This window comes from Methylobacterium indicum, assembly GCF_017347565.1.
GTDB lineage: Bacteria > Pseudomonadota > Alphaproteobacteria > Rhizobiales > Beijerinckiaceae > Methylobacterium > Methylobacterium indicum.
In genome coordinates this window covers 3439074-3451906 of the sequence record NZ_AP024145.1, presented here as the reverse complement: position 1 = coordinate 3451906, position 12833 = coordinate 3439074, and the positions used below count along the sequence as shown (strand labels likewise).

General features: G+C 71.7%; 13 protein-coding genes. 4 read left to right on the top strand and 9 right to left on the bottom strand.

Annotated features, from left to right (window positions below):
- Positions 1-17: 17 nt before the first annotated feature.
- Entirely contained in the window at positions 18-587 is a 570-nt protein-coding gene (locus miv_RS16180) for a regulatory protein RecX (protein ID WP_425312986.1), read from the bottom strand.
- 48 nt (positions 588-635) lie between these two features.
- Between miv_RS16180 and miv_RS16175 the strand changes: the two genes are divergently transcribed.
- Complete coding sequence (locus tag miv_RS16175) at positions 636-2057, top strand: TAXI family TRAP transporter solute-binding subunit (RefSeq protein WP_048430706.1); 1422 nt, start codon at positions 636-638, stop codon at positions 2055-2057.
- 11 nt (positions 2058-2068) lie between these two features.
- Here the strand turns inward: miv_RS16175 and miv_RS16170 are convergent, their stop codons facing one another.
- From miv_RS16170 to miv_RS16160, 3 genes are all read right to left on the bottom strand, one after another.
- Positions 2069-3295: an MFS transporter gene (locus miv_RS16170; protein ID WP_207177812.1), complete on the bottom strand. Its 1227-nt coding sequence runs from the start codon at positions 3293-3295 to the stop codon at positions 2069-2071.
- 83 nt (positions 3296-3378) lie between these two features.
- Positions 3379-4620 (bottom strand): KpsE/RkpR family capsule polysaccharide export protein, encoded by a 1242-nt coding sequence (locus miv_RS16165; protein ID WP_207177811.1) that lies wholly within the window; start codon positions 4618-4620, stop codon positions 3379-3381.
- A gap of 82 nt (positions 4621-4702) precedes the next feature.
- Positions 4703-5356 carry an ABC transporter ATP-binding protein gene (locus tag miv_RS16160; RefSeq protein ID WP_048430703.1) on the bottom strand — a complete coding sequence of 218 codons (654 nt, stop codon included), beginning with the start codon at positions 5354-5356 and terminating at the stop codon, positions 4703-4705.
- 343 nt (positions 5357-5699) lie between these two features.
- Here miv_RS16160 and efeU point away from each other — a divergent pair, with 343 nt between their 5' ends.
- From efeU to efeB, 3 genes are read left to right on the top strand one after another with little or no spacing between them, the layout of a single operon-like run.
- The gene (gene efeU / locus miv_RS16155) at positions 5700-6539 is read left to right on the top strand and encodes an iron uptake transporter permease EfeU (RefSeq protein WP_048430702.1); all 840 of its coding nucleotides are present in this window, start codon (positions 5700-5702) and stop codon (positions 6537-6539) included.
- 20 nt (positions 6540-6559) lie between these two features.
- The gene (efeO, locus tag miv_RS16150) at positions 6560-7672 is read left to right on the top strand and encodes an iron uptake system protein EfeO (protein WP_207177810.1); all 1113 of its coding nucleotides are present in this window, start codon (positions 6560-6562) and stop codon (positions 7670-7672) included.
- A 10-nt stretch (positions 7673-7682) separates the two neighbouring features.
- A complete protein-coding gene (efeB, locus tag miv_RS16145; RefSeq protein ID WP_207177809.1) occupies positions 7683-8939 on the top strand; it encodes an iron uptake transporter deferrochelatase/peroxidase subunit in 1257 nt (418 codons plus the stop codon).
- Between the two features lie 18 nt (positions 8940-8957).
- Here efeB and miv_RS16140 read toward each other — a convergent pair whose 3' ends face one another.
- The 5 genes from miv_RS16140 to miv_RS16120 all read right to left on the bottom strand — a co-directional run bounded on the left by miv_RS16140 (position 8958) and on the right by miv_RS16120 (position 12763).
- Positions 8958-9482 (bottom strand): prolyl-tRNA synthetase associated domain-containing protein, encoded by a 525-nt coding sequence (locus miv_RS16140; RefSeq protein ID WP_207177808.1) that lies wholly within the window; start codon positions 9480-9482, stop codon positions 8958-8960.
- A 10-nt stretch (positions 9483-9492) separates the two neighbouring features.
- Positions 9493-10449 (bottom strand): threo-3-hydroxy-L-aspartate ammonia-lyase, encoded by a 957-nt coding sequence (locus miv_RS16135; protein WP_048430698.1) that lies wholly within the window; start codon positions 10447-10449, stop codon positions 9493-9495.
- Complete coding sequence (locus miv_RS16130) at positions 10449-11222, bottom strand: enoyl-CoA hydratase (protein WP_207177807.1); 774 nt, start codon at positions 11220-11222, stop codon at positions 10449-10451. Before miv_RS16130 ends, miv_RS16135 begins: the two co-directional genes overlap by 1 nt.
- Positions 11223-11510: 288 nt before the next feature.
- Positions 11511-12251 (bottom strand): phosphatase PAP2 family protein, encoded by a 741-nt coding sequence (locus tag miv_RS16125; protein ID WP_048430696.1) that lies wholly within the window; start codon positions 12249-12251, stop codon positions 11511-11513.
- Positions 12251-12763, bottom strand: a complete 513-nt coding sequence (locus miv_RS16120; RefSeq protein WP_048430695.1) for a 2'-5' RNA ligase family protein — start codon at positions 12761-12763, stop codon at positions 12251-12253. Before miv_RS16120 ends, miv_RS16125 begins: the two co-directional genes overlap by 1 nt.
- Between the last annotated feature and the right edge of the window lie 70 nt (positions 12764-12833).

Genomic DNA, 12833 nt, shown 5'->3' with positions numbered 1-12833 from the left:
GTCGTCCGTCACGCAGGTCACCCCCCACGCAGGTCGTCCTCGGTTTCCGCGTCGATGACCCGGCGGGCGAGGGCGAGGGCGAACCCGGCCCGTGCCATCGCGGCGAGGTCGCGCTCCCGGGCAGCGGTCCGGGCGGCCGGCGGGCGAAAGGGTCCGAGGCGGCGGCGCTTCGCATAGGCGAGGGCGGCCTCGTCCTCGCTGCCGTCCTCCTGCTCGGCCAGCACCGCGCCGACCGTCTCGCGGTCGACCCCCTTGGCGGCGAGCTTGGCGCCGATCGCCCGGGCCGAGCCGCCGCGGCGGCGCAAGGAGCGCACCTTGGCGGCCGCGAACGCCGCGTCGTCGACGAGGCCGGCGCCCAGCGCCCGGGCGACCACCGCCTCGATCATCTCCGAAAAATCGTCGGGCGCCTCGCCGCGCAGGCGGCAGCGGGTCTCGACCCGGCGCCGGAGCACACGGCGCAACATCTCGGCCGAGGCGCCGTAGCGTTCGAGGTAGTAGAGCGCGGCCCGCTCCAGGTAGGCGGGGGTGATCGGCCGCGCCGCCCTCAAAGCGCCATCGCGGCCGGGTTCATCGGCGCCGTCCCGGATCGCCTCCGTCCCGGCGGAGGCGTCCGCCCCGGGCCCGTGCGAGGGGTGATGCCGGCGTTTCTGCACAAGCGTGAATCCTTCTTCCTTCTGATCGCCCTCGCCCTGGGCGCGGTGGCCGGCGCGGTCCTGTACCTGTCGCGGCCGACGACCCTGCGGGTCGCGGTCGGGCCCCGCGACCGGGTCGAGACCCATCTGATCCAGGCCTATGCCGACGCGCTCGCCCGCGCCCGCGAGGATATACGCCTCGAAATCGTGCCTTACGACGACGTGCGCGACAGCGCCGCGGCGCTTCAGACCGGCCGCGCCGACCTCGCGGTGGTGCGCCCCGACGTGCGCCTGCCCGAGAACGGCCTGACGCTGGCGGTGCTGCACGACGAAGCCCTGATCATCGCCGCACCCCCCGATTCCGGCATCCAGGCCTTTTCGGATCTGGCCGGCAAGCGCCTCGGCCTCGTCGCCCATCACGGGGCCGACCAGCCCCTGGTCGCGAGCCTGCTCGCCTATTACGCCCTGACACCGGCCCCCGCCGGCGCCGCGCCGGCCCCGGCCGATCCCGGCGGCGCCTTGCCCGCCGCCGCCGGCAGCGTCGCCCTCGTCCCCCTGCGGGCCGGCGAGGTCGCGGCGGCTCTGGCCGATCACCGGATCGACGCCGCCGCGGTGATCGCCGCACCCTCCGCCAAATCCGCCGCCCGGGTGGTGCAGGCGGTGGAGGCGGCCTCGCCGGGCCGCGGCGCGACCATCGTGGCGATCCCCGACGGCGAGGCCATCGTCCAGCGGCTGCCCGAGCTGCAGACGGTCACGATCGCGGCCGGCACCTTCGGGGGCCGTCCGAAGCGCCCGGACGACGAGGTGAAGACGGTCGGCGCCTCCTACCGGCTGATGGCTCGCGCGTCCTTGAGCCGCGATACCGCCGCGAGCGTGACCCAGCACCTGTTCGAGCTGCGCTCGCGGCTTGCCGCGATGGTACCGACCGCCAACCTGATGAAGGCGCCGGATTTCGACAGCGCCGCCGAGGCGACGAGCGCCCGCCTGCCGATCCATCCCGGCGCGGTCGACTATTACGAGCGCGAGCAGCAGACGTTCCTGCAGCGCTACGAGGACTGGGTGTACCTCGTGGCGTTCTTCGGCGGCGGCCTCGGCTCGGCGGTGGCCTGGCTCGGCCAGCGCCTCGCCCGCGAGCAGCGCGCCCGCATCGACGCCGTCCTCGACCGGCTGCTCGCCATCCTGATCGAGGCGCGAGGCACGCAGGATCCCGCCGCCCTGGAGGCTCTGGCGGTCGAGATCGACGGCCTCGTCATCGACGTGGTGCGCCATGCCCGGGCGCACGACACCGATGTCCGCACGATGAGCGCGCTGATCCTGGCGGTGGATGCCGCCCGCGCCGCGGTGGCCGATTGCCGGCGGGACGGCACGCCGATGCGGGAGCGGTCGGGGCGGGTCCTGTCGCTGAGTTCGGCCGGGAGTGGGTGACCCACGACCCATCAGGTGATGAGGCGGTCGCGCTCCCTCAGGGCCGGAAACAGCCGTCCCCACAAGGCCGCCACCGCGACCGTCGCGACCCCACCCGCCACCACCGCCGGCACCGCCCCGATGAAGGCGGCCAGCGTGCCGGATTCGAACTCGCCGAGTTCGTTCGAGGCGCCGATGAACACGGTGTTGACCGCCGCGACCCGGCCGCGCATCGCGTCCGGCGTCTCGCCCTGGACCAGGCTCTGGCGCACGTAGACGCTGACCATGTCGGCCGCCCCCGTGACGAACAGGCAGACCATCGACAGCGGCAGCGAGGTCGAGAGGCCGAAGCCGATCGTCGCGAGACCGAATACCCCGACGGCGACGAGGAGCCGCGGGCCGACGCCGCGGGTCAGCGGCTGATGGGCGAGGAGGATCGCCATCAGGACCGAGCCGAGCGCCGGCATGCTGCGCAGGAGCCCGAGGCCGAGGGGGCCGACGAACAGCACCTCCTGGGCGAAGATCGGCAGGAGTGCGGTGGCACCTCCGAGCAGCACCGCCACGAGGTCGAGGGTGATGGCCCCCAACACCACCGGCTGCGAGCGGATATAGGTGAGGCCGGCGAGCAGCGTCGACCAGGTCACGGCGGGCCGGGTGGCGACGGCGGCCGGCCGCGGCCGGATGCCGATGATGCTGGCGGCGGCGAGCGCGAAGCAGGCGGCGGCGAGGCCGAACACGACGGCCGGTCCGAGCGCGTAGAGCAGGCCGCCGAAGGCCGGGCCGGTGACCGACGCGCTCTGCCACAGCGAGGAATTGAGCGCGATGGCGCTGCCGAACTGCTCGCGCGGCACCAGGGTCGGCAGGAGGGCCTGGCTCGCCGGGTTGGCGAAGGCCCGGGCGGTGCCGACGAGGATCATTAGGGCGTAGACCGGCCAGGCCGGCGCCGTACGGGAGAGGGCGAGCGCCATCAGGCCGAGCCCGGCGAGCGCCAGCAGCCCGTAAGCCAGAGCCGCCACCCGGCGTCGGTCGTAGGTGTCGGCGACGTGGCCGGTGACCAGGGCGCCCAGCATCGCCGGTGCGAAGCTCGCCAGCCCGACGAAGCCCAGCGCCAGGGCGCTGCGGGTGAGATCGTAGACGAACCAGCCCACCGCCACCGCCTGCATCTGATAGGCCAGACCGGTGAGGAAGCGGGCCCCGCCGAAGAGCCGGAAGTCGCGGTTGCGGAAGAGCGTCCAGCCGGACGGCGCGGGGGAGTGCATGGTCGGTCCGTGCCCCGCCGACCTTGCGGGGCGGGGTTCAGGAGGAGAGCCCGTCGGGCGGGCCGGTCAGGCGGGGGTCTTGGTCAGGCGAGCGCCTTGCGGGCGAGGAGCGAGAGGCCGAAGGCCAGGGCCGAGACGGCGACCGAGATCGCGATGAACAGCGTCCGCCGCGGCTCCTGCGCCGATTCGGCCCGCACCGGCTCGACGATCATGCTGAAGAACTCGATCTGCCGGTCGGCGATCATCCGTGAGCGCTCCCGCGCGGCGATCGTCGCCGCGTAGTACTTCTCGGCGTTCTTGCGCTCGGCGTCGAGCTCCTCGAACTTGGTCAGCGTCGCCGAGAGCACCCGGCGCTGCTCCGGATCCTGGTTGGCCGCCTCGCGCTCGATGCGCGCGATGGTGTCGTCGAGCTGGGCGATCTGTGCCTTGAGGTCCTGGACGCTGCGGCTGTCGTCGCGCAGATCGCGCTGGAGCAGGCTGAGCTTGACCGCGAGGTTGATCCGTTGCGTCCGGATCTCGGCGACCATCTTCAGGTTGGTGTCGTTGGATTTCTGGGCGTCGAGCACGCCGTCGCGGTTGCGCAGGTCGCGCACCGCGAGCTGGACCTTCATCAGCCGCGCCTCGGCGCGCTTCATCTCGCGCTCGCTCTCCGCCAGGGCGTCGGTTCGGGCCCGCTCGGTGAGCTGGTTCACCAGCCGCTCGCTCTCGGCGAGCACGGCCTTGTTCAGCGTCAGGGAATCGTCCGGGTCGAAGGCGTTGACCGACACCTCGATCAGGCCGGAGGACTCGACACTGACCTTGACCCGGTCGGCCCAGTATTTAACCAGCTTCTCGATCGGCTTCGCGGGATCGAAGCGGGAATACTGGTCGATGTCGTCGCGGGAGAACATCCGGCGCAGCGGCAGGCTGCGCTCCAGCGTCTCCACCATCGTGCGGCTCTTGATGTACTCGCCGACGATCATCGAGTCCTGGGCGATCATCTGGGCCGGAATGCTCGACGTGGTCCCGACCGAGTCGGGCGTCGCCTTCTCGGCGCCGCCGATCGCCGGCCGCAGGGCGAAGCGGGCATCGGTCACGTAGCGGTCCGACAGGTAGAGGCCGAAGAACACCGCGCTGCCGAGCGACGGGATCACGAACAGGAACAGGCACAGGAGCGGGGTCACGATGTCCCGGCGCCGATGCGCCCGGATCGTGCGGATCGTGGTCTTGTTCGGGTTCGAGAAGCGCGACACCCGGGCCGCCTGCCGCAGGGCCTCGCCGATCATCCGGGAGCGGTCGGCGGGGCTGAGCGCCTTGCCTTCCGGGTTGCGGGCGTCGATCGTCATGGACAGGTGTTCCGGCTGCGGTCGGGGCCGGGGCGCGGGGCGCGCCGGCCGGCAGGGAGGGCATGGAGCGGGGCGGCGGCGCTCACTGGTTGAGGCGCTGATAGACCTCGATCGCGTCGTTGACGTCGGGATAGATCACGGCACGGCCGTTCGCCAGCACGATCCCCTGCTGGGCATAGTCGCGGATCGTGTCCATCGAGTGCGAGCACATGATGATATCGGCGTTCGCCCGCCGCTGGCTCCATACTTCCTCGCAGCGCTTGGCGAAGCGGGCATCGCCGACGCCGGTGATCTCGTCGACGATGTAGCAGTCGAACGGGATCGCCATGCTCATCCCGAAGGCCAGCCGCGCGCCCATGCCGGACGAGTAGTTGCGGATCGGCACATTCATGTAGTCGCCGAGCTCGGCGAAATCCTCGACGAAGGCGAGTACCCGGCGCGGATCCTCGCCGTGGATGCGCGCGACGAAGATCACGTTCTCGCGACCGGTCATGAACGGGTGGAAGCCGCCGGCGAAGCCGAGCGGCCAGGAGATCCGGGTGGTGCGGATCACCCGGCCCCGGGTCGGCAGCTCGCAGCCGGCGAGCAGGCGCAGCGTCGTCGACTTGCCGGCGCCGTTGATCCCGAGGATGCCGTAGCTCACGCCCGGCTTCAGCGTCAGCGACGCCTGGTCGAGGATGACGCGGCGGTATCCGTCCGTCTTGTAGATCTTGGTGACGTTGTCGAGGCGGATCATCGGCGGAAAGGCACGCTCGCAGGGCTGGCGGTCGCCGTCCGGACGAAGGGCCGGACGGCCAGGGCCTGTCCGATCATGCGCCGCGCCGGCATCCACACGGTTAACGAGGCCGGCCGCGTCGGCCGGCAGCGTCGGGGCTTAAGCGGAGAAAGCGGCGAATCTGAGAAGGATCGCCTCCGCGGACCCTGGGGGCGGGATCGCGGGCGACGTCCGTCACGGTTCCGTACATCGCGCGCCAGGTTCAAGTTATTATAAAGTAAAAGCGCGGCGCGCCGTCGTCTTGAGTTCCGCAGGCTTTCGATTAAAAGCCGCTCCCATTCGTATCGTTGACGGAAAGACGCCCGTGCTGATTGCGTTCCTGATCATGCTGCGCGAGGGGATCGAGGCGGCCCTGATCGTCGGCATCATCGCGGGATACCTCGCCCAGACCGGGCGGCGGGCCTGGATGCCGGCGGTGTGGGGCGGCGTCGTCCTGGCGGCGTGCCTCTGCCTGGCCCTCGGCCTCGGATTGCAGGCGATCGGCGCCGAGTTTCCGCAGAAGCAGCAGGAACTGGCCGAGGGCGTGATCGCGCTCCTCGCCGCCGGGATGCTGTGCACCATGGTGTTCTGGATGCGCAAGGCGGCCCGCTCGGTGCGGGCCGAGCTGCACGGCGCCGTCGACGAGGCTCTCTCCCGCGGCGGCAGGGCGCGGGGCGGCTTCGGGCTCGCCGTCATGGCCTTCCTGGCGGTCGGCCGCGAGGGGCTCGAATCGGTGTTCTTCCTCCTCGCCACGGTGCAGCAGGATGTCGGCTGGGGCGTGCCCGTCGGCGCTGGCCTCGGCCTCCTCGCCTCGCTCGCGATCGGGATCGCGCTTGCCAAGGGCGCGGTCCGCCTCGACCTGCGGCGCTTCTTCCGCTGGACCGGCGTGTTCATCCTGTTCGTGACCGCGGGGTTGCTCGCCAGCGCGCTCAAGGCCTTCCACGAGGCCGGGCTGTGGAACCACCTCCAGGCCACCGCCTTCGATCTCGGTCACGTCCTGCCCGCCGACACGGTGCTGGGCACCCTGCTCACCGGCATCTTCGGCTACCAGGAGGCGCCGGCCTGGGGCGAGGTGATCCTCTATCTCGGCTTCCTGATCCCGGCCCTCTGGGCCTTCCTGGCGAGCGCCCGGCCGGCGCCCGCCGCGCAAGCCCGCCACGCCTGATTGCCTGAAGGACATCCCCGATGACCGCCCGCCGGCCGGCCGCCCTCGCCATCCTCCTCCTCTCCGCCGGTCCCGCCCTGGCGCAGGCCCCCGAGCCCGTCGCCGTCACGGTGACCGACAAGGGCTGCGAGCCCGCCGCCCTCACGGTCCCGGCGGGCAAGTCGGTGTTCAAGATCAGCAACAAGAGCCGGCGCGTCCTGGAATGGGAGATCCTCCAGGGCACGATGATCGTCGAGGAGCGGGAGAACATCATCCCGGGCTTCGTGCAGTCGCTCTCGGCGACGCTCCAGCCCGGCACCTACGCGATGACCTGCGGGCTCCTCAGCAACCCGAGGGGCTCCCTCACGGTGACGGCGGCCGCCGCCGCCGCCCCGGGCGCCCCCGATCCGATGGCCCTCGTCGGCCCGCTCGCTGCCTACAAGCTCTACGTGATGACCGAGGTCGATGCGTTCCAGGCGCAGACCGCCGCCTTCGTGGCGGCGGTGAAGGCCGGGAAGATCGCCAAGGCCAAGGCCCTCTACCCGCAGGCGCGCCGCCACTACGAGCGGATCGAGCCGGTGGCGTCCCTGTTCAACGACCTCGACAAGAGCATGGACGTGCGGGCCGACGACTTCGAGAAGAAGGAGGCCGATCCCGGCTTCATCGGCTTCCACCGCATCGAGAAGGGGTTGTGGGCCGACAACAGCACGGACGGGCTGGCGCCCCATGCCGACCGGCTGCTCGCCGACGCCACCGAACTCAAGCGCCGCATCGCCGACCTGACGATCCCCCCGGCCCGGATGGCCGGCGGCGCCGCCGGCCTGATCGAGGAGGTCGCCGCGACCAAGATCTCCGGCGAGGAGGACCGTTACAGCCGCACCGACCTGTGGGACTTCCACGCCAACGTCGAGGGCTCGCGCAAGATCTTCGACCTCCTGCGTCCCCTGGTGGCGCCGCGCGACCCCGACCTCGTCGCCCGCACCGAGAAGAATTTTTCGCGGGTCGAGTCGCTGCTGGCGAAGTACCGGACCGAGGATGGCGGCTTTGCCCCCTACGACCACCTGAGCGATCGCGACCGCAACGCGCTCAAGGCCCCGATCACCGTGCTGGCCGAGGACCTCTCGACCCTGCGCGGCAAGCTCGGCCTGGATTGAGGCGCCGCCCATGGCCTCCTGCCCGTTCTCGACCTCCCGCCGCTCGCTGCTGCGAGGCCTCGCGCTCGGTACCGGCGCCGCCGCGCTCGGCTCCGGCTCGGGTCGCGCCGCCGACGCGACGCCCTCGGCGCAGAGCGACGGCACCCTCGACCGCCAGCCGTTCCACGGCCCGCATCAGGCCGGCATCGTCACACCGCAGCCCGCCGCCGCCCTGTTCGTCGCCCTCGACGTGCTGGCGGAGGATCGCGGCGAGCTCGCCAAGCTGTTTCGGGTGCTGACCGAGCGCTTCGCGTTCCTGAGTGCCGGCGGGCCCGTGCCCTCCCTCGACCCCCGGCTGCCGCCGGCGGATTCCGGCATCCTCGGACCGCAGGTCCTGCCCGACAACCTGACCGCCACGCTCGCCGTCGGCGCGAGCCTGTTCGACGACCGCTACGGGCTGGAGGGCGCCAGGCCCCGGCACTTGCGCCCGATGGACCGGTTCCCGAACGATTCCCTCGACGGCAAGCTCTGCCACGGCGACCTGCTGCTGCAATTCTGCGCCAATACCGCCGAGACCAACCTTCACGCCCTGCGCGACGTGATCCGCCACACCCCGGGCCTCGTCGCGTTGCGCTGGAAGCTCGAGGGGATGCTGCCGCCCCACGTCGTCAAGCGGCAGGGGCAGGACACGGTGCGCAACTTCCTCGGGTTCAAGGACGGCACCGCCAACCTCGACGCGGCCGACGCCGCCCTCATGCGCCGCCAGGTCTGGGTCCAGCCGGGCAGCGGCGAACCCGGCTGGGCTGCGGGCGGCTCCTACCAGGTCGTGCGGATCATCCGGAACTTCGTCGAGCGCTGGGACCGCACCCCGCTCGGCGAGCAGGAGCGGATCTTCGGCCGCCACAAGGACAGCGGCGCGCCCCTCGGGGCGACCGACGAGCACGCCCTGCCGGACTACGCCTCGGACCCGGCCGGGGTCCGCACGCCGATGGACGCCCATATCCGGCTCGCCAACCCGCGCACCGCCGAGACGGCGTCGAGCCTGATCCTGCGCCGCGGCTACAACTATTCGGCCGGAATCACCCCGTCGGGCCAGCTCGACATGGGCCTCCTGTTCTGCTGCTTCCAGGCCGACCTCGATGCCGGGTTCGTGGCGGTGCAGAACCGGCTCAACGGCGAGCCGCTGGAGGAATACATCAAGCCGGTCGGCGGTGGGTACTTCTACGCCCTGCCGGGCGTGCCCGAGCCGGGGGGGTTCCTGGGGCAGGGGCTGCTGGTCGGGGCCTGAGCGCGGCCCCGATCCTCCCTATTCCGCCTCGTCGCTCCCGGGCGGCTCCGGCAGCGCCATGACCCGGGGCGTATGACCCGTCGCCTCCAGGAAGCGGATCAGGTCGTCCGGCGCCACGGCCGTGGTGGCGCCGTTGTGGAGCGGGTGGAAGTTGACCGGGTCGTGCGCCATCAGCCCGGCATCGAGGATCACCGCCACGGCGCCGTCGCGGTCGTTGATGAGGCCGAACGGCGTCACCGAGCCCGGACGCACGCCGAGGCGCTCGTAGAGCAGATCCTGCGAGCCGAAGGAGAGCCGGCCGGTGGCGCCGAGCGGCCCGTGCAGGCGCTTGAGGTCGATCCGCGCCTCGGCCTCCGCCACGACGAGGAAGAGCCTCCCGCGCTTGTCCTTCAGAAACAGGTTCTTCGAGTGCCCGCCCGGAATCCCGGCCTTGAGGTCGCGTGATTCCGCCACCGTGTGCACGGGCTCGTGCGCCACGGTGGCATGCGCGATCCCGAGGCGGTCGAGGAGCGCGAACAGCTCCTCGGGGGTCGCTGCACTCATTGCGTTCGGCTCACGCGGCGAGGTGGCGGCCGAGCGCCGCCGGATCGACGTTGCCGCCCGACAGGATCACCCCGACTCGCTTGCCCTGCACCGGCACCGCGCCCTCGAAGGCGGCCGCCGCCGCGAGGCAGCCGGTCGGCTCGACGACGAGCTTCATCCGCTCGACGAAGAACCGCATGGCCGAGACGAGCTGGGCATCCGTCGCCGTCACGATGCCGGCGGCCTCGCGCTGGATGATCGGGAAGGTGTGCTGGCCGAGATGCGTGGTGAGCGCCCCGTCGGCGATCGAGACCGGAACCGGGATCCGCACCACCTCGCCCTTGGCGAGCGATTGCTGGCCGTCGTTGCCGGCCTCGGGCTCGACGCCCCAGATCGCGACCTCCGGCGACAGGGCCCGGGCCGCGAGGCACGAGCCGGCGAGCAAGCCGCCGCCGCCGAGGCAGACGAGCAGGACGTCGAGGGGGCCGACCTCCTCGATCAGCTCCTTCACGGCGGTGCCCTGGCCGGCGATCACGTCCGGGTGGTCGTAGGGCGGGATCATCGACAGGCCGCGCGCCTCGGCGATCCCCCGGCTCACCGCCTCGCGGTCCTCCTTGTAGCGGTCGTAGGTCACGATCTCGGCGCCGTAGCCGCGGGTCGCCGCGACCTTGATGGCGGGAGCGTCGTGCGGCATCACGATGACGGTCGGCACGCCCTGGAGTGCGCCCGCATACGCGATCGCCTGGGCGTGGTTGCCCGACGAGAAGGCGAGCACGCCACGCTGGCGCTGCTCGGGCGAGAGCGCCGCGATGGCGTTGCAGGCACCCCGGAACTTGAAGGCGCCGGCCCGCTGCAGCGGCTCGGCCTTGAAGAACAGGGTGGCGCCGGTCCGTGCGTCGGCGGTGCGGGAGGTGAGCACGGGCGTGCGGTGGGCGATGCCGCGGATGCGCTCCGCGGCGGCCTCGACGTCGGCGAAGGTGACGCTCATCAGCGGTTCTCGAAGTTGGGTTTGCGCTTCTCGACGAAGGCCTTCATGCCTTCCTTCTGGTCGTGGGTGGCGAAGAGCCCGTAGAAGACCCGGCGCTCGTAGCGGATGCCCTCGGTGAGCGTGGTCTCGAAGGCGCGGTCGACGCTCTCCTTGGCCACCATCACGGCGGGCAGCGACATCGACGCGATGGTCTCGGCCGCCTTCATCGCCTCGGCGAGGAGATCGGCCGCCGGCACGACGCGGGCGACGAGGCCGGAGCGCTCGGCCTCCGCCGCATCCATCATCCGGCCGGTGAGGCAGAGCTCCATCGCCTTGGCCTTGCCGACCGCACGGGTCAGGCGCTGGGTGCCGCCCGCACCCGGGATGACCCCGAGCTTGATCTCGGGCTGGCCGAACTTGGCGGTGTCGGCGGCCAGGATGAAATCGCACATCAGCGCCAGCTCGCAGCCGCCGCCGAGCGCGTAGCCCGCCACCGCGGCGATGATCGGCTTGCGGCGCCGGCCGACCTTGTCCCATTCGCCGAACGGATCGGCCATGTAGAATTCGGGATGGGTGCGGTCCTGCATCTCGCGGATGTCGGCACCGGCGGCGAAGGCCTTCTCGGAGCCGGTGATGACGATGCAGCCGATCCCCTCGTCGGCCTCGTAGCCGTCGAGCGCATGGTTCAGCTCGGCGATCAGCGCGTTGCAGAGCGCGTTCAGCGCCGCCGGGCGGTGCAGGGTGACGAGCGCCACGCGCCCGCGGGTCTCGACCCGGATGTTCTCGTAGTCCACGGCGTTCTCCCGATCGTCTCTCCCGCTTGGCTAGGGGAGGGCGAAGCGGGGCGCAAGCAGGTCGACGGGAGGGCAGGGCTGCCGGAGGAGCACCCCCGTACCTTCATCTTCCGTGCCATCCCGGGGCCGCGCAGCGGAGCCCGGGATCCGTAGCCGCCGACGGTGACGGACGAGACCGTCGGTGTCCCGCTTCATCTTGAACGGTCAGCAACCATGGATCCCGGATTCTCGCCTGCGGCGAGCCCCAGGATGGCACCGAGGGTGGTAAAACCGCCGGGAGGCGACTGATCACGCCGGCGGTGGCGGGTCCGGCGCTTCGACCACCGCCTGGCGCTGGAGCTGCAGGGCGACGAACCAGCACAGCGAGGCCCAGGCGGCGCCGATGCACCAGCCGGCGAGCACGTCGCTCGGCCAGTGCACGCCGAGATAGATCCGGCTGATGCCGACGAGCAGCGTGGTGACGACGCCGAGCCCCATCACGAACGCCTTCACCCGGCCCGAGCGCTCGACCCGGGCGAGCAGGATCGCTAGCGTCAGGTAGGCGATGGCCGACAGCATGGCGTGACCGCTCGGGAAGCTCGCCGTGAAGGTCTCCATGCCGTGCGGCACCAGGTCGGGCCGCGGGCGGTGGAAGAACAGCTTGAGCCCCGTCGACAGCAATTCGCCGCCGCCGATCGCGATCACCACGAACAGGGCGGCGCGCCGCCGCGCGGTGATCGCCAGATAAAGCACCACGCAGGCCGTGACGTAGACGATGCCGAACACGCTGCCGAAGGCCGTGATGTCGCGCATCGTCTCGGGCAGCCAGGACGGCCCGATCGGCTGGGCGAGGTCGCCGGGGACGCGGAGCGCCAGGAGCAGCCGGTCGTCGAAGCCGAACGAGCCGCCCTCGCGGATCTCGTCGGCGAGCTTGAAGAACCCGAAGCCGAACAGGCTGACGGCGAGCAGCGAGGCGAGCGGCCCGATCTCGTTGAGGCGCAGGCGCAGCCACACCGCCGTGGCGTGGCGCCGGAACGGAATCTCGACCATCAGGCGCCCCCGAACGGAAACCGGCCGCGGGGCTCCCAGGGCCCGCCGAGATAGCGCCAGAGCAGGAGCCCGGTCCCGGTGATCGTGCGGGGCACGAAGGACGCCTCCAACTCGCGGTGGAGCGCGCGGGCCTCCTCCGGCGCGACCTTGTTCTGCACGGTGACGTGCGGCCGGTAGCCCTGCCGGTCCTGCGGCGTCAGCCAGGGCTCGAACGTCGTGGCGAGGCGCCCGCGCAGGGCCGAGAGCCGGCTAGACGCGAGCGTGTAGGCGACGCCGCGGCCGATGAAGCGCAGGCCCGCGACCTCGACCGGCATCGGCGCCTCCGCCCGCACCGAGGCGGCTAGGGCCTCGACCACGGCGCGCTCCTCCTCCCCCGGCAGGTGGTGGAAGAGCGTGACATGGGCGGGAATCTTGTTGAGGGCCGGCGGGAAGTGGCGGCGGCGCTGGCCGTCGAACTCCGCGAAGGCGGCCTCGTCGAGTTCCAGGGTGAGGATCAGGGGGGCTTGCGACATCCTTCAGGCGACATGGCGCGGGCGGCGCCAAAGGCCAGTGCTGTTCAGCTCGTACCGTTCCCGCTACACG

Coding starts and splice junctions, on each gene's coding strand:
- miv_RS16175 (WP_048430706.1), top strand. CDS start 636: ATGCCGGCGTTTCTGCACAAGCGTGAATCCTTCTTCCTTCTGATCGCC.
- efeO (WP_207177810.1), top strand. CDS start 6,560: ATGACCGCCCGCCGGCCGGCCGCCCTCGCCATCCTCCTCCTCTCCGCC.
- miv_RS16165 (WP_207177811.1), bottom strand. CDS start 4,620: ATGACGATCGACGCCCGCAACCCGGAAGGCAAGGCGCTCAGCCCCGCC.
- miv_RS16170 (WP_207177812.1), bottom strand. CDS start 3,295: ATGCACTCCCCCGCGCCGTCCGGCTGGACGCTCTTCCGCAACCGCGAC.
- miv_RS16160 (WP_048430703.1), bottom strand. CDS start 5,356: ATGATCCGCCTCGACAACGTCACCAAGATCTACAAGACGGACGGATAC.
- efeB (WP_207177809.1), top strand. CDS start 7,683: ATGGCCTCCTGCCCGTTCTCGACCTCCCGCCGCTCGCTGCTGCGAGGC.
- miv_RS16125 (WP_048430696.1), bottom strand. CDS start 12,251: ATGGTCGAGATTCCGTTCCGGCGCCACGCCACGGCGGTGTGGCTGCGC.
- miv_RS16140 (WP_207177808.1), bottom strand. CDS start 9,482: ATGAGTGCAGCGACCCCCGAGGAGCTGTTCGCGCTCCTCGACCGCCTC.
- miv_RS16120 (WP_048430695.1), bottom strand. CDS start 12,763: ATGTCGCAAGCCCCCCTGATCCTCACCCTGGAACTCGACGAGGCCGCC.
- miv_RS16135 (WP_048430698.1), bottom strand. CDS start 10,449: ATGAGCGTCACCTTCGCCGACGTCGAGGCCGCCGCGGAGCGCATCCGC.